Here is a 15,474-nt window from a genome sequence, read left to right as displayed (position 1 = left end):
CTTATGCGATGCTGGCTGTTGCGTCCGGGGAGGTCAGCGCCCGTCCCTCCGGCTCGAAGAGATGGCAGCACGCCGGATCGACGGCGAGGCGAACGAGTGTGCCGGAGGCGATGCGGTGATCGCCCTGGATACGGGCAATCGCCGGTTCGCCGCCGGTATCGAACGAGAGATAGGTTTCCATGCCGAGACGCTCGGCAAGGATCGCGCGGCTTTCGATCTGCGCGTCAGCGCCCGGCTCGGCCGGAACCAGATCCTCCGGACGAATACCGAGATTGACCGTTTGTCCCGCGGCAAGGCCCGCCGGAGCCGGTACATCGAATGTCCAGCCGGACGTCGTGGCAACCCGCGCGGTGCCCCCGGAGACGCTTTCGAGCTTGCCCGGAAACAGGTTCATGCGGGGCGAGCCGATAAACTGACCGACAAAGGCATTTGCCGGCTGCTTGTAGAGCGTGATCGGGTGATCGGCCTGCATCACCTCGCCATCCTTCAGCACCACGATCCGGTCGGCGAGCGTCATCGCCTCGACCTGGTCATGGGTGACGTAGACGATCGTTGCCTTGGTCGAGCGGTGCAGTTCCTGCAGCTCGGCGCGCATCTGGACGCGCAGCGCGGCATCGAGGTTCGACAACGGCTCGTCGAACAGGATGACCGAGGGTTCCTTGATGATCGCGCGGCCGATCGCGACGCGCTGCCGCTGGCCACCGGAGAGCGCCTGCGGCTTGCGGTCGAGATAGGGCGACAATTGCAGCCGTTCGGCCACCTCGCCTACCCGGCGCTTGATCTCCTCCTTGGGCGTGCCCTTGAGATCGAGCGAGAAGCCGATGTTCTCGGCCACCGTCATGTGCGGATAAAGCGCGTAGGACTGGAACACCATCGCGATGCCGCGCTTTTCCGGCGAGATGTCGTTCATCACCTGCCCGTCGAGCTCGAACGTGCCGCCGGAGATATCCTCCAGCCCGGCGATCATCCTGAGCAGCGTGGATTTTCCGCACCCCGAGGGACCGACGAAGACTGCGAACTCGCCGTCTTCGATGCGGATGTCGACGCCCTTGATGACTTCGACCGCGCCGAAGTTCTTGCGAACGCCTGTAAGTTTGATGCTAGCCATGGGTTCAGCCTTTCAGTCCACCGCCGAAGGTCTGCACCAGGAACCGGCGGGCGAGCACGAAGGCGGCCACGGCGGGGATGGTGTAGATGACGGCGATTGCGGCCAACAGGCCGTAGTCGATCTGGTTGTCGCGCAGGAAGGCGCTGTAGATGCCAAGCGGCAGCATGCGCAGTTCCGGCGACGAGATGAAGGTGAGCGGGACGAGGAAATCGTCCCAGCAAGCGATGAAGGCGAACAGGCCCGACGCCGCCAGACCCGGCATTGCCAGCGGGATCAACACACGGCGCAGGCGCTGGCCGAATGTGGCGCCGTCCATGACGGCCGCTTCCTCATATTCGCGGCTCACCGTGTCGAAGAAGGTCTTCATGATCCACAGCGCCAGCGGTAGATGCAGCGCAGCCATGAGCAGGATGAGCCCGAGATAGCCGTCGATGAAGCCGACGATCCGCATGGTCTCGCGATAATGATCCGAGGGCACCGTGGCCCGCACGATCGTCTGCATGCCCTTGTTGGCGGCAAGCATCACCTGATAGAGCGGCACGATCAGCGCCGGCGGCGGGATCACCCGGATCAGGATGATCGAATAGAGGAAGGGCAATTTCCACCATGCCCGCGTTCGCGACAGAGCGTAGCCGCCGAAGCCCGAGAGCACGAGCACCAGCAACGTCGCTCCGCCGCACACGACAAGCGAGTTGAACAGCCAGAGAAAGCCGTCTTCCTGGGCAAAGACGCGGTAGAAATTGCTGAGGTCGATCTCGGCCGGCATCTTGATGAACAGTCCGGCATCGGGATCGAAGGCCGCGAGCAGCAGCCAGACGAAGGGCATCAGGCAGTAGATGCCGATGACGAAAAGCATGCCGAAACGGCCGGCCTCGGCCTTGCGGGAAACAGCGAGCGCCATCTCAGACCTCCACCTTCAACGCGCGGACATAGAACATGCCGATGCTCAGCGAGATGATCAGAAGCACGACCGCGATCGCCGATCCGTAGCCAAGCCGATAGGCGTCGAAACTCTGGTTGTAGACGTAGATGCCGATGATTTCGGTAGCGCCCGCCGGCCCGCCGCGCGTCAGCGCATAGATCAGCGAGAAGATCGCGATCGTCGTCACCGTCGAGACCAGGAGATAGAGGAAGATCGTCGGTACCAGGAGCGGCAGCGTGATCCGCCGGAAGCTCTGCCACGGCGTGGCGCCATCCATGCGGGCGGCCTCGTAAAGCTCGTCCGAGATTGCCGAAAGCCCCGAGGTCATCAGGATCATGGCGAAGCCGATGCCGCGCCAGATATTGATGATGATGATCATCGACAGCGGAAACGTGACCAGCCAGCGCTGCGGATCGACGCCGAACCAGGCGACGATCTTGTTGAGCGTGCCGTAATCGCCGGAAGCCAGCATCGAAGACCACATCAGCGCGGCCACCACGCCGGGAACGGCATTCGGCATCAGGATGATGGCGTTGAAAAACGGCCGCAACGCAAACCTGCGCCGCATCAGCACTGCCGAGGCAAGCCCCAGGGCAAGCTGGCCGATGATCGCGGAGAACAGCACGAACCAGAATGTGACGACCAGCGAGTGCCAGAACGACCCGTCATGCATCAGCCGGGCGTAGTTTCCAAGGCCGATAAAACGAGGGTTCAGCGCGGCCGGACCGGTCAGCGACAGGTTGGTCAGGCTGGTATAGATCGCCACGCCCGAAGGATACAGCACGAAGGCCGTCAGGAGTATGACCGAGGGCAAAACCAGGTACCGGTTTCGGGCCATCTCTCTGCGTTGATAGCTAGCGGACATTGTCGAGACTTCCAAATCAGGAGAAGGACGGCAAAATGCCATCGGGGTGGCCACGGGCGGCCTTGCGCCCGTAGCCGATGCGCACCCGAACCTATTTTACCATGTCATCGCCAAGCGTGTTCTTGACGTAGTCGATCAGAATCTGCTGCGCGCCGGCAGCGTCCGCATTGCCGAGCAGCAGTGCCTCGGTCCCGCGGCCAATGCCTTCCATGACGGTGGAGAAGCCCGGAGCGGTCTCGACAGAGACGCCGTCTTCAAGCTGGTCCAGAAGGCCGACGAGCGGAGTGAGCTCCTGAAACTCCGGAGAGTCGATCGCGTCCTTGCGGGCCGGCAGATTGCCGGACTTCTGCGCGTAGCTGACTTCGGTCGCAATACCGCCCATGGCTTCCAGCACCTTGACTGCGGCATCCCGGTCTACGGCCGCGCTTGAGACCATCCACGGATGGTTGACGCCGACGAGCACATGGGTGTCGCCGCCATTGACGTGCGGCACCTGCCAGGTTCCGACGACATTCTCGACATCGGGGATCGGCGTCTTGGACTGAGAACCCCAGTCGAAGATGTAGCACCAGGAGCCGCAGGTGGTGATCAGCAGCTCGCCATCAGGGAACATCTCGTATTTCGGAATGACCCACGGATCGGGACCGAGCAGCGGATCGACCGGCAGAAGCTCGTTGTCAACCATGCTCTGGTAGAATTCGAAGACCTCGCGAACGCCGTCCGACGTCAGGTTGAAGGTGCCGTCCTCGTTGACGAGCTCAGGCGTCGACGACTGGGCGATCAGCAGACGGAAGCTCTCGATATAGGAGCCGCCGCCCCAGGTGACGCCCATCGGCATCAGCAGCGAATACTTGCCCGTCTTTTCCTTGGCCTCGATCGCGCGATCAAGCAGGTCCTGCCAGCTTTCGGGCTGTTCGGTCGAAACGCCGGCCTCTTCCAAGAGGTCCTTGCGATAGTAGAACTGCTGCATCGCCAGCGTGACGGGCATGATGTAGATATTGCCGTCGGGATTGACGCTCAGATCCTTGGCGATGTCGTACATCTGGGACCATGCTTCCGACCCCTTCACCATATCGGTGACGTCGGTCAGATAGCCGGCCGATGCGAAATCCACGATTTCGCCCGAAGACGGCAGCGAAAAGATATCGGGGCCGGTGCCAGCGCTGAGCTCGGTCAGCAGCTTGGTGATGTATTCGCGATCCGGACCGGGATATTCCACGACTTCAATATCGACTCCGGTCGCTTCTTCGAGCGCCGGAACGACCGCGTTCATCGCATCGATGCGTGCCTGACGATGCTCGGCGATGCGAACCGTTTCGGCCATGGCGGCCTGTCCCATAGCGGCGGCGAGCGCGAGACCACTGACGATAAGTTTCAGCTTCATAGATTTCCTCCCATGGTGATGTCAGACTTCGAAGGCCTTCCTCATGTGAGCCCGTTTTAGGCTACACTGACCTGTCTTGACATGCTGCGAGGAATTAAAGACCATATTTTCAGGGATTTCTTGGGGGAGATTGACAAAAAAGTGGACAATATTGATCAAGCCGGTGTTCGCGTCGTCAGCCTCGCGGCGGAACTCGGCTCCACCGATGCCTTCCATATAAGCCGCAGTCTCGTGCGCCGCACGCCGCCGGTGATGCGCCACCGACACGAGTTTTTCGAGGTGTTCTGGATCACGACCGGCTATTGCACGCATTTCATCAACGCGCGGGAGGAGCAGATCACGCCGGGCATGCTGGCGTTCATCCGACCGGACGACACGCACGCCTTTCAGAATTTCAGTACCGCCCCATGCCGGATGATCAATGTGGCCTTTTCGCAGGCAACAGCCGGCTTTCTGCAGGATCGCTATGGCGATGAGCTTGGAAGCCGGTTCTTCTGGTCCGAAAGCGAAAACCCCTCATCCTACCTGCTCGACCAGAAAAGCCTCGATGAACTGGATTATCTGGAAAAGGCGCTCGATCGCGGCGCCCGTACGCCCGCGCGGATCGAGGCCTTCCTGCTCCATGTGATGACGACGCTGCTGTCGAATGAAACCGAGGTGCCGGGAACCGCGCCCACATGGTTGCTGAATGCCTGTGAGGCAATGCATGACCCCGCGTCGCTGCGCGAAGGGGTGCAGTTCCTCGTCCGCAACTCGGGCCGCAGCCATGAACATGTGGCGCGCAGCTTCCGCCGCCATTTCGGCCAGACGCCCTCCTCCTGGGTGAACGGCATGCGCATGTCGCTGGCCGCCCGGCTGCTCCTGAGCGACGATCAGCCGATCCTCGACATCGCGCTTGCCTGCGGCATTGAGGACCTCAGCCACTTCTACAGGCTTTTCCGCCAGACCCACGGCGTAAGTCCCCGACGCTACCGACGCAGGCAACAGGTCGATCTCGTCGACCCCTAGCGTGAGTTGGGAAAGCCGACGAACAGCGGATAAGTGAGGTATAGGCCAGCGTTTGGAAATCTCTTCATCCTTGCTGAGAAAGTAAATTAGAAGGATGTCTCCCGGGTCCTTACACTTTTCCAGCATCAGGTTTTGATGGGATTTGAACCGACGACCGGGTGTATTGAAGCATTATGGCAGGCCGATTTCCGATGTTCCTCAGACAGTTAGAAATAGCAGTTCGTCCTCAGGAAGCTTCGCCAATGTGATGACCTAGCATAAGCACGGATCTGAGAAGAATTCAGGCTTTGCTCTCGGATCGACGGGAAGTGAGATTGAACCGCGCCGGGTTTGCCGATGGCTGCATGAATCCAGCTATGGTCGATGTCGGCCAACGGGTGTGAGAAATCGATGACCTGAATGGGCGCAAGATCGAACGACCCGGCTCAGGAAAACCAGTACTGCTCTTCAAGCTCAGAGCTCATGAACAAGATCTGGCGAGAATGTCTTCGGGTTGCCCGTTGAGTTCTGTCTTTGCGGCAGTTCGGCCGCTGATCGGCTTCGCAATGATGTTTCCATACAAGCACCTCTCCCTTGCCCTCGCTGGACCTAATCGCCCCTGCTTTTAAGGCAGAAGAGCGGCCGTTGCTCTCCTGAACCGACGAGACGATTGACACGTTCTGATTTCAGTTATACGTATTATTTATTCGTATAACTGGACGCCGAGAATGCATAGTCGACCGACCCAGAAAGATGTTGCCGAAAAGGCAGGCGTTTCCCAGGCCACCGTATCTATGGTGCTGAACAATGCCGGCGCGCGTACGGTTTCGGCGGAAACGGTCGAGCGTATCAAGGCGGTTGCCAAGGCGATCGGCTATACGCCGAACCGTTTTGCCCAGGCGTTGAAGACCCGCAAGACGATGACGGTTGCCTGTATCGTTCCCGATATCACCAACCCGTTCTATCCCCGCCTCATTCGCGGCGTTCAGAATGTCGCGCGCGCTCATAATTACGATGTCATGACGGTCGACACGGACAGCAGTCCTTCCCGTGAACGACACTTCCTTTCATGGGCAATGCAGGGCCGGGTTGACGGCGTGATCGGCGTATTTTTCCATCTGCGGGTCCCGGACCTGTCGCCCTTGCTCGATGCCGGTATCGCGGTCGTCCGTGTCGAATCGTCGCGCAAGATCGGCGGCGCGAAGCCGATCGACGACATTTTCATCGACAGCAAGGCAGCCAGCATGGCCGTCACCGAAAGGCTCTGGCGGGCCGGCCACCGCCGCATTGCAATGGTTGCCGGCGCTGGTGGCCCCGAACGCGTTCGCGTCGAGGGATACCGGGAGCAGCTTTCGGCCTTTGGCGCAGAACCGCATGTCATCGTGGATGAGGCATTCAACGAGGTTGGCGGCCTGCGCGCCGGAGAACGCATTCTCGAAGACGGTTTCGAGCCGACCGCGATCTTCGCCGCCAACGATCTGATGGCCATCGGTGTCATCCGGGCGCTAAGGGAGCGCGGCCTCGATATTCCCAAAGACGTTGCGGTCTTCGGCTTCGACGATATTCCGGCCGCGCGGCTTGTCTCGCCGCCGCTGTCGACTGTGACCCAGTTTCAGGAAGATCTCGGTGAAAAGGCTGCGGCCATTCTTCTCGAACGCCTGAACGGCGAGCGGGAGGGTGCCGGAAGCACCCATGAAATGCCCTTTCAGCTGATTGAAAGGGAATCTGTCTGAGGCGACAAAAAATCAATGTGGAGGAGAGTACAATGAAGAGACGCGTTTTTCTCGCGACGACCGCCGTACTTATGGCTGGCGCCGCACTGCCCCTGACAAAGGCTCATGCCGCCGAAACCGTAACCTGGTGGTATGAACAGGCGACCCCCGATCAGCAGAAGCTGATCGAAGAAAACATCATCGTGCCTTTCGACGCAGCGCATCCCGACTACGCGCTGCGGGTCGATTATCGCGGCAACGAGCTGGACAAGCAGCTTCGCGTTGCGCTGCTCTCTGGGAATGGCCCCGATGTGGTCTATACGCCCGGCCCGAGCTACGTGGCCCAAATGGCCCAGAGCGGTCAGTTGATGGCGCTCGACGACTACGCAACGAAATACGGCTGGGATGACCGCATTCTGCCGGTGTTGCTGAACATGGGCAAATATGACGGCGAGCTTTATGCCCTGCCCAAGACCTACGAAACGCTCGGCCTGTTCTACAACAAGTCGCTTTTCGAGGAGAATGGCTGGACTGTTCCGCAAACGCTGGACGAGCTGGAAACGGTTGCCGGTAAAATGCTCGAAATGGACATCATCCCCTTTGCTGCGGGCAATGTGGGCTGGCGCGGCGCCAATGAATGGCAGGTTACGCTGGCGCTCAATGCCGTTGCCGGACCCGAAGCCATCAACCAGGCTCTGCGTGGCGAAATTCCATGGACGGCAGAGCCGTTTGTTGACGCCATCGATCGGCTGAATTCGTGGTGGCAGCAGGGCTATTTCGGCAAGAATTATTTCTCATTGAACGGCGACGAGCAGGCCGCAAGCCTGATGACCTCCGGGCAGGCTGGCATGATGCCGACCGGCACCTGGCAATTCCAGAACGTCGCGACCTATAGCGCGCAAAATGGCACCGAAGCTGGCTTTGCAGGCTTCCCAAGTGCCAGCGGCAACCCGGTCTATCCGCTTGGTGTGGGCTCGACCTTCTCCATCGCCTCCAAAGCCAAAAATCCCGACGGGGCGGCCGAAGTGATCGATTTCATCTTCTCGCCTGAAGTCTACGGGTCGATGAACTCGGCCTGGCAGGGCGAATGGAACATCCCGCTGAAGGATATTTCCGATGCAACGATGGGCGACAATGTCACGCCGATCTTTACGGAAGCGATGAACACACTAGCAACAGCGGTTAATGACGGCGACTACGGCTATTCCACATGGACGTTCCTGCCGCCGGCAACGGACAACTACCTGATCAATGGCATCGAGCAGGTCTGGTTGGACAAGCTGACGACCGAAGCGTTTCTGGAAAATCTCGACAGGAGTTTCCAGCAAGAACTGAAGGCCGGCAAAGTGCCCGCAGTCCCGGCCCGCTAGTCAGACCAGCAACATGAGGCGCGCGTGACCCTTGGCAGCGCGCGCCACCATCGTTTCGTCTTATGCCAGCGGCTCAGTCCCTAGCCCTCAAAAGGTAATACGATGCACCGACTTTATGTCATACCGACATTGCTCATCAATATCGTCATCATAGCGATACCGGCCTTGCTGACGATCATGCTGGCGTTCTTTGACTGGGACGGCATCAGCGCACCTCAGTTCGTCGGACTCGGCAATTTTGAGGCGCTCTGGTATGACGGCGTTTTCTGGATTGCCCTCAGAAATAACCTGGTATGGACCCTGATCTTCCTTACGATCCCGATCGGCATGGGTCTGCTGGCCGCGACGATGATGCTGGTGGCGCGGCGCGGATCCAACTTTTTCCAGGTCATCTATTTTCTCCCCGTGATCATTGCTACGGCGATCACCGCGCGCGTCTGGCAGGGCATGATCTATTCGCCCGTGTCCGGCATCACAGGCCTGCTGCAGCGCCTGGGTTTGAACGTCACGGATCCGCTGACGCAAACCTCAACCGCGCTTTACGGGATCGCCACCGTGGATCTATGGCACTGGTGGGGGTTTTTATGCGTCATCTTCTTCGCAGCCTTGCGCCAGGTGCCCGCAGAGCAGGTCGAAGCGGCCCGCGTTGAAGGTGCGACATTCTTCCAGACCATGCGATATGTCCTGCTGCCGGGCATCAAGCCCACCATCATGCTGATGATGATCATGACCGTGATCTGGTCGTTTCTGGTGTTCGACTTCGTCTACATCCTCACCGGCGGCGGCCCGGCCTATTCTTCCGAAGTGCTGTCCACGTTTGCCTACCGTTCGGCGTTTTACGACCTGCAGGTCGGCAAGGCCGCTGCGATTTCGCTCATCATCAGCCTGTTCGGGCTTGTAGCAACGATCTTCTATATCCGCTCTCAGGCCCAGGAGCTCGAACAGTGAACACTTCAGAAAGCCGTATCTCCCGTATCCTCGTCTACACGACGCTGACAGTTCTTCTGATCATCACCCTGTTTCCGATCGCATTGATGGTGCTGAACTCGCTCAAGCCCTCAACCGAGATCGTCCAGAGCCCTCTTTCGATGCCTTCAGAACTGCGCTGGGACAATTTCACGCGCGCCTGGACTGATGCGAATTTCGCACGCACGCTTCTCAACTCGGCGGTGCTGACCGCTATGACTATCGTGCTGGTCTGCTCCACGTCTTCGCTGACGGCCTATGTTCTGGCGCGCAAGAAGATCAAATCCTGGAAGATCCTGACCTTCTACCTTCTTGCCTCGACGACGGCCCCGATCCAGCTCTTCCTGTTCCCTCTCTATTTTGGCTTCGCACAGTTCGGTCTGATCAATAATCCGATTGCGGTGGCTTTCGTCTACACAGCCATTTATTCGCCTTTCGCAATCATGCTGCTGCGCACCTATTTTCTTGCCGTTCCGAAGGAACTGGAAGAGGCCGCGCTGATCGATGGCGCAACGCACTGGCAAGTGTTCCGGCGTGTCTTCTTGCCCATCGTCTCGCCGGGCATTCTGACCGTCGCGCTGATTATCGGCCTTTATTCGTGGAACGAATTCCTGATCGCGACCACCTTCCTGCAAGGGCAGGACAGAATGACCGCTGTCGTTTCCTTCTTCCTGCTGTCGGGCCAGTACTCTTCCGATTGGGGTGAGGTCATGGCCGCAGCGCTAATCATCATTCTGCCCATCGTCATTCTCTTCATTTTTCTTCAGCGCCGCTTCATCGAAGGCATGGCCGGCGGTTCGGTCAAGGGCTGAAGAAGCCTTCTCGATTATCAAAGGGGTTCAAGTGACCATTCCCAACGACTACCTCGAACGTGTCTATGCAGGCGTTCTCGGCAAGCTGATCGGCGTCTATCTCGGCCGTCCCTTCGAAGGCTGGACTTATGAGCGCATCACCAGGGAACTGGGACCGATCGACTATTACGTCCATGACCGGCTCGGCGACCCGCTGGTCGTGACCGATGACGATGTTTCCGGCACGTTCACCTTTATCCGGGCTCTTGAGGACTACGGTATCTCGCCGGACCTTTCTGCCGCCGATATCGGCCGCGCATGGCTGAACTACATTATCGAGGAGCGCACCATTCTCTGGTGGGGCGGCAACGGTAACTCGACCGAGCATACGGCGTGGCTGAACCTCAAAAAGGGCATCCCGGCCCCGCAATCCGGCTCCATTGCCCAGAACGGCGAGGCTGTGGCTGAACAGATCGGCGCCCAGATATTCATCGACGGATGGGCGATGGTCGCCCCCGGCAAACCTGAACTGGCCGCAAGACTTGCAGAACAGGCGGGAAAAGTCAGCCATGACGGCGAATCCGTCTATGCCGCCATGCTGTGGGCGGCCATGGAGGCGGAAGCCTTCCGCTCCAAAGACATAGATCACCTGATCGACACCGCTCTTTCACAGATCCCCGAAGATTGCCTGATCGCCCGAATCGTGGCCGATGTCCGCACATGGCATCGCGAGAATACCGAATGGCGGGACACCCGCCAGAAGATTGCGGATACCTACGGCTACGACAAGTTCCCAGGCAACTGCCATGTTGTGCCGAACCACGCGATCATGATCATGACAATGCTTTATGCGCCCGACGACTTCCAGAGGGCGCAGATGATCATCAACACATGCGGTTGGGATACCGACTGCAATGCCGGCAATGTCGGCTGCCTGATGGGCCTGATGCTCGGTCTCGATGGCCTGGAAGCAGGGCCGGACTGGCGCGGGCCGCTTGCCGACCGCATGCTGGTCTCGACGGCAGACGGCGGCAATTCCATCAATGACGCCGTCCGCATGGCCTGCTACATCGCCGATCTGGGTCTGAAGCTTGCAGGTCAAGCGTCCCTGAACCCACCGAAGGATGGCGCACGGTTCCATTTTTCGCTGCCCGGCAGCACCCAGGGCTTCAGGCCGTTAAGCGGCTTCGACGTGAATGCCGCTACGCAGGTTTCCAGTATCGCGACCGACAGCGGCAGAGCGCTTGCCATCCGGTATTCGGCGCTGGCACCCGGCCAGAAAGCGGCAGCGATGACCCCGGTGTTCTCGCCACCCGAACTGCTGAAAATGCGCACCTATGACCTGATGGCGACGCCACTCGTCTATCCGGGCCAGACCGTTCGTGCCAGGGTGATGGCGCCTGCAGACAACAACGGCAATGTCGCAGTCGCATTGACGATACGGCATTATGACGGCAGCGATCAGCTGGTCCCGGTGGAAGGCCCCGCTGAGACACTGGCGCCCGGCGGCGAAACCGTCCTCGAATGGCGACTGCCCGCGACCGGCGGCCAGCCGATCGCCGAACTCGGCCTTGTCATCCGCCCGGACGGAAAACGCGCCGATGGCGCAGTGCTCGTCGACTATATGCGTTTTGACGGCACGCCTAACATGGTGCTTCAGCGACCATCTGGCGACGGCGACTTCTGGCGCAAGGCCTGGGTCAACGGCGTCAGCTTCTTCTCCCGGAACTTTCCTGCAAGTTTCCGCATCTCCCAGTCCGATGGCGAGGGCCTGATTGCCCATGGGACACGTGACTGGACAGACTATGCGGTTGAAACCGGACTGCTCATTCACCTCGGCAACCATGCCGGGGTTGCTCTGAGGGTTCAGGGTTTGCGACGTTACTACGCCGTGCGCGTCACCCGCGCCGACAAGATCGAGATCGTGCGTGTACGCGACGAGACGGTCACGGTGCTTGCCGAACAGGATTACACGTTTGCCTTCGAACGCCCGGTCGCAATTGCTGCGAGGGCCAAAGGCCGGAAGATTACAGCGGTCGTCGATGGCATCGCGATCTCGGCAACCGACGACAGTGCCGAAGCCATTTGCGATGGCGGTATCGGCCTTATCGTCCATGAAGGTGCGGTTTCCGCCGACAGAATCAGTATCGGGCCGGTCTGAAGCGGCTCACTTCGCATTTGAATTTTACATGAGCAGTGCGGTGTGATCCGCATCCTCGGGAGGAAAACATGGCCCCGGTTTCGATCAGAAACATCAGAAAAGACTATGGTAGCGTCAACGTGCTGGAAAACATTTCCGTTGAGATCGAAGATGGAGAGTTCGTCGTTCTGGTCGGTCCTTCCGGCTGCGGGAAGTCGACGCTTTTGCGGATGATTGCCGGGCTTGAAAACATCAGTGGCGGCGAGATTGCGATCGATGGCAGAGTGGTCAACGATCTGCCGCCGAAACAGCGCGACATCTCGATGGTGTTCCAGAACTACGCGCTCTATCCGCACATGACAGTGTTTGAGAACATGGCCTTTTCGCTGACCCTGGCTGGGGCCCCCGCTCAGGAGAAGGAAAAAAAGGTGTCGGAAGCGGCCGAGATCCTTGGCCTCACGCCACTTTTGAAACGCTATCCGCGGCAATTGTCTGGTGGGCAGCGCCAGCGTGTTGCCATGGGCCGTTCGATCGTCCGCAATCCGAAAGTCTTCCTGTTCGACGAGCCGCTGTCCAACCTAGACGCCAAGCTGCGGGTGCAGATGCGTGCGGAGATCAAGGCGCTGCACAAACGGCTCAAGACCACCATCATCTACGTGACCCACGATCAGGTCGAAGCGATGACGATGGCGGATAAGATCGTGGTGCTCAATGGCGGCGGCATCGAACAGGCAGGATCTCCGCTTGAGCTTTACGATACCCCCCAAAATGCCTTCGTCGCACAGTTTATCGGCTCCCCTTCGATGAACCTGCTGCCACTGACAAACCGAGCCGGACAGCTCGTTTTCGAGAACGGTACGCCGAGTAGTCTTTCAGCCCCTGCCGGCATTGAGGAGGGACGCACCATTCTTGTCGGCAAACGGCCAGAGGACCTGCTGGCGACAAAAAAGGGCGTGACGGCGGAGATCGGCGTGGTGGAACCGACGGGCTCGGAAATTTTTGCCCAGCTCACTGTCCACGGGCAGTCTGTTTCCGCGGTATTCCGCGAACGCATCGACATAGAATATGGCACCTCGATGCAAGTTCGGCTCGATCACGGTGCCACCCACTATTTCGATGCAAAATCGGGAGAGGCTCTTTAGAAAGAACCTATTCCTTCGGCTGGCAGTGTCACTCTGGAAGAGAACGAGCAACTGAAACGGTTCGATTATCGGCACCCCGAGAGGAGTCGATATGACGGACATTGCGGGTCAGCACTATCAATCCACGTGCTTTTGCCGTCGCAACGATCGCGATATCGGCAAATTCCGGCTGATGGTCGCAGGCGGCATGGACATATTGAAGATCGACGGGCAACATCTTCTGTCGGAAGAAATACTAGATACTGTGCCACCACACCCGCAACTGTTCGGCCTTGGCGGCAGCCCGCATCTGTTTGAAACCCATCAGATGAAAGCTGATCCGGCCGAACTCTCCCGGTTTCTGTGCCGTTGCGGCTTCTCCTATAAAAAAACGCTGCTGGCATCGCCGAAGCCCGGCGAATATGGCGGCAGTCGCGTCAGCCGCTCATGCGCGAACAACCGGGCCGTCTTGTCTTCATCGATGGTGAGAGAGACGAGTGGCTCTCGAACGCCGTCACCACCAAAATGACGCGCCTGCGTGGGCGAAGTCGAAAGGGTGACCGCCTCAGGGCACATGCACCGTTTGGCCATTGGGGGACGCCGACCTTCATCGCCGCACTGCGCTGCGACGGCTTGAGCGCGCCCTGGATCATCGACAAGGTCATGAACCGCGCCGCCTTCGATAGCTATATCGAGACCCAGCTCGCGCCGACGCTGTCCAGAGGCGACATCTTCATTCTCGACAATCTGGCTGATGGAGGAACGCGAACTGGTCGGTAAACGTCTCGAGAAAATGCTCGAGAGCATCACACAGGATACCGGCATCCTGGAAGTCAGTACGAGAGAAACGGCTAATGACAAGGAAACGAACCAGCCACGATAGCGAACGCCGGCTTCATCGGCTACGGTAGGAAAGGCAGAGTCGGAAAACCAGAACAAGAAAGCTCGGCCTCGACTTTTGCGCCAGAATGTACCTTGAAATGTACCTCAACCAACCTTGGAAAGAAAACCATGAATAAAATCATGACCTTGGGCCGAGGTAATGGCGGACAGAGAGGGATTCGAACCCTCGATACGGTTGCCCGTATACACGCGTTCCAGGCGTGCGCCTTCGACCACTCGGCCACCTGTCCGTTCAATGCCTGCTTCGGCGAAACCGAGCGGCGGGAACGGCGCGATATATACCGATGAAGGCGCGATGATCAACCCGAATTTGTCAGTTTCCTGAAATGATTGCGGCCGGTCGGCAATTGCGCGGCTCTGGCGGCCGGCCGCGGAACCGGAACTTGTGCCCGATCGTTTCGATGCTTATCTAATATGCATCTATCGCCGTCGTTCCGCGGCGCAGGAAAAGCGGAGCCGGCCTACCCGTTCAAAGGAGAATCAGATGTTTCTCTCGACCCTGAAAAAGGAAAAGACCACGCTGCCGACGGCCGAGACCGCGCTGCCCGGCCGCGCCGAGCCGATCCCCACGGCGCGCGAACACTTCGTCAATGGTCGTCCGCTCGCCCCGCCCTATCCCGACCACCTGAAGGAAGTGATGCTCGGCATGGGCTGCTTCTGGGGCGCGGAACGGCTGTTGTGGCAGACGCCCGGCGTCTATGTGACCGTCGCCGGCTATTCCGGCGGAATCACCCCCAACCCGACCTATGAGGAAACCTGCACGGGGATGACCGGCCACACCGAGGTGGTGCGCGTGGTCTATGACCCGCAGCAGGTGAGCCTCGAACAATTGCTCGCGATCTTCTTCGAGGCCCATGACCCGACCCAGGGCATGCGCCAGGGCAATGATATCGGCACCACCTATCGCTCCGCGATCTACCTTGAAAACGAAGATGATCTTGAGCTTGCCGAACGCGTGCGCGATCGCTTCCAGGCTGCCCTGAAGGAAAACGGCCGCGGCGATGTGATCACCACGGAAATCGCGAAGGCCGGCGCTTTCTACCCGGCCGAGGATTATCACCAGCAATACCTGGCGAAGAACCCCGCCGGCTATTGCGGGCTCAGGGGCACCGGCGTCTCCTGCCCGATCGGCTGAGCTTATCGGCTTGCCGCAAACCGATCTTGCCGAAGGGAGCGTTCGCGCTCCCTTTTCGTTTGTCTTGCCT

Annotated in this window: 12 protein-coding genes, 1 tRNA gene and 1 pseudogene; 9 read left to right on the top strand and 5 right to left on the bottom strand. The window is 59.3% G+C overall.

Going from position 1 to position 15,474, the window contains the following annotated elements; genetic code table 11:
• Position 1 precedes the first annotated feature (1 nt).
• The 4 genes from V6767_RS03430 to V6767_RS03415 form a co-directional block, all read right to left on the bottom strand.
• A complete protein-coding gene (locus tag V6767_RS03430; RefSeq protein WP_448472150.1) occupies positions 2-1,108 on the bottom strand; it encodes an ABC transporter ATP-binding protein in 1,107 nt (368 codons plus the stop codon).
• Between the two features lie 4 nt (positions 1,109-1,112).
• Positions 1,113-2,009, bottom strand: a complete 897-nt coding sequence (locus tag V6767_RS03425) for a carbohydrate ABC transporter permease (protein ID WP_448472149.1) — start codon at positions 2,007-2,009, stop codon at positions 1,113-1,115.
• Between the two features lies 1 nt (position 2,010).
• The gene (locus V6767_RS03420; protein WP_448472148.1) at positions 2,011-2,868 is read right to left on the bottom strand and encodes a carbohydrate ABC transporter permease; all 858 of its coding nucleotides are present in this window, start codon (positions 2,866-2,868) and stop codon (positions 2,011-2,013) included.
• A gap of 118 nt (positions 2,869-2,986) precedes the next feature.
• Entirely contained in the window at positions 2,987-4,279 is a 1,293-nt protein-coding gene (locus V6767_RS03415; protein WP_448472147.1) for an ABC transporter substrate-binding protein, read from the bottom strand.
• 141 nt (positions 4,280-4,420) lie between these two features.
• Between V6767_RS03415 and V6767_RS03410 the strand changes: the two genes are divergently transcribed.
• The 8 genes and pseudogenes from V6767_RS03410 to V6767_RS03375 form a co-directional block, all read left to right on the top strand.
• Positions 4,421-5,287 carry an AraC family transcriptional regulator gene (locus V6767_RS03410; RefSeq protein ID WP_448472146.1) on the top strand — a complete coding sequence of 289 codons (867 nt, stop codon included), beginning with the start codon at positions 4,421-4,423 and terminating at the stop codon, positions 5,285-5,287.
• 707 nt (positions 5,288-5,994) lie between these two features.
• Positions 5,995-6,999, top strand: a complete 1,005-nt coding sequence (locus tag V6767_RS03405) for a LacI family DNA-binding transcriptional regulator (protein WP_448472145.1) — start codon at positions 5,995-5,997, stop codon at positions 6,997-6,999.
• A 32-nt stretch (positions 7,000-7,031) separates the two neighbouring features.
• Positions 7,032-8,348, top strand: a complete 1,317-nt coding sequence (locus V6767_RS03400; RefSeq protein ID WP_448472144.1) for an ABC transporter substrate-binding protein — start codon at positions 7,032-7,034, stop codon at positions 8,346-8,348.
• Positions 8,349-8,450: 102 nt separating this feature from the next.
• Positions 8,451-9,296: a carbohydrate ABC transporter permease gene (locus tag V6767_RS03395; protein ID WP_448472143.1), complete on the top strand. Its 846-nt coding sequence runs from the start codon at positions 8,451-8,453 to the stop codon at positions 9,294-9,296.
• Positions 9,293-10,126, top strand: coding sequence for a carbohydrate ABC transporter permease (locus tag V6767_RS03390; RefSeq protein ID WP_448472142.1), 834 nt, complete (start codon positions 9,293-9,295; stop codon positions 10,124-10,126). The genes V6767_RS03395 and V6767_RS03390 overlap by 4 nt, the downstream gene beginning before the upstream one ends.
• 31 nt (positions 10,127-10,157) lie before the next feature.
• A complete protein-coding gene (locus V6767_RS03385; RefSeq protein ID WP_448472141.1) occupies positions 10,158-12,266 on the top strand; it encodes an ADP-ribosylglycohydrolase family protein in 2,109 nt (702 codons plus the stop codon).
• Between the two features lie 68 nt (positions 12,267-12,334).
• A complete protein-coding gene (locus V6767_RS03380; RefSeq protein WP_448472140.1) occupies positions 12,335-13,387 on the top strand; it encodes an ABC transporter ATP-binding protein in 1,053 nt (350 codons plus the stop codon).
• 289 nt (positions 13,388-13,676) lie between these two features.
• A pseudogene (locus V6767_RS03375) lies at positions 13,677-14,119 on the top strand (transposase); the annotation flags it as partial.
• 290 nt (positions 14,120-14,409) lie between these two features.
• On the opposite strand, the gene V6767_RS03370 reads toward V6767_RS03375, so the two are convergent.
• Positions 14,410-14,499, bottom strand: a tRNA-Ser gene (locus V6767_RS03370).
• 254 nt (positions 14,500-14,753) lie between these two features.
• Here V6767_RS03370 and msrA point away from each other — a divergent pair.
• Positions 14,754-15,404 (top strand): peptide-methionine (S)-S-oxide reductase MsrA, encoded by a 651-nt coding sequence (gene msrA, locus V6767_RS03365; RefSeq protein ID WP_448472139.1) that lies wholly within the window; start codon positions 14,754-14,756, stop codon positions 15,402-15,404.
• The last annotated feature ends 70 nt before the right edge of the window (positions 15,405-15,474 follow it).

The sequence above is a fragment of the Martelella sp. FLE1502 genome, assembly GCF_053484255.1.
This window is presented reverse-complemented; position numbering and strand designations above follow the sequence as displayed.

Coding starts and splice junctions, on each gene's coding strand:
- V6767_RS03420 (WP_448472148.1), bottom strand. CDS start 2,868: ATGGCCCGAAACCGGTACCTGGTTTTGCCCTCGGTCATACTCCTGACG.
- V6767_RS03395 (WP_448472143.1), top strand. CDS start 8,451: ATGCACCGACTTTATGTCATACCGACATTGCTCATCAATATCGTCATC.
- V6767_RS03425 (WP_448472149.1), bottom strand. CDS start 2,009: ATGGCGCTCGCTGTTTCCCGCAAGGCCGAGGCCGGCCGTTTCGGCATG.
- V6767_RS03405 (WP_448472145.1), top strand. CDS start 5,995: ATGCATAGTCGACCGACCCAGAAAGATGTTGCCGAAAAGGCAGGCGTT.
- msrA (WP_448472139.1), top strand. CDS start 14,754: ATGTTTCTCTCGACCCTGAAAAAGGAAAAGACCACGCTGCCGACGGCC.
- V6767_RS03380 (WP_448472140.1), top strand. CDS start 12,335: ATGGCCCCGGTTTCGATCAGAAACATCAGAAAAGACTATGGTAGCGTC.
- V6767_RS03430 (WP_448472150.1), bottom strand. CDS start 1,108: ATGGCTAGCATCAAACTTACAGGCGTTCGCAAGAACTTCGGCGCGGTC.
- V6767_RS03415 (WP_448472147.1), bottom strand. CDS start 4,279: ATGAAGCTGAAACTTATCGTCAGTGGTCTCGCGCTCGCCGCCGCTATG.
- V6767_RS03400 (WP_448472144.1), top strand. CDS start 7,032: ATGAAGAGACGCGTTTTTCTCGCGACGACCGCCGTACTTATGGCTGGC.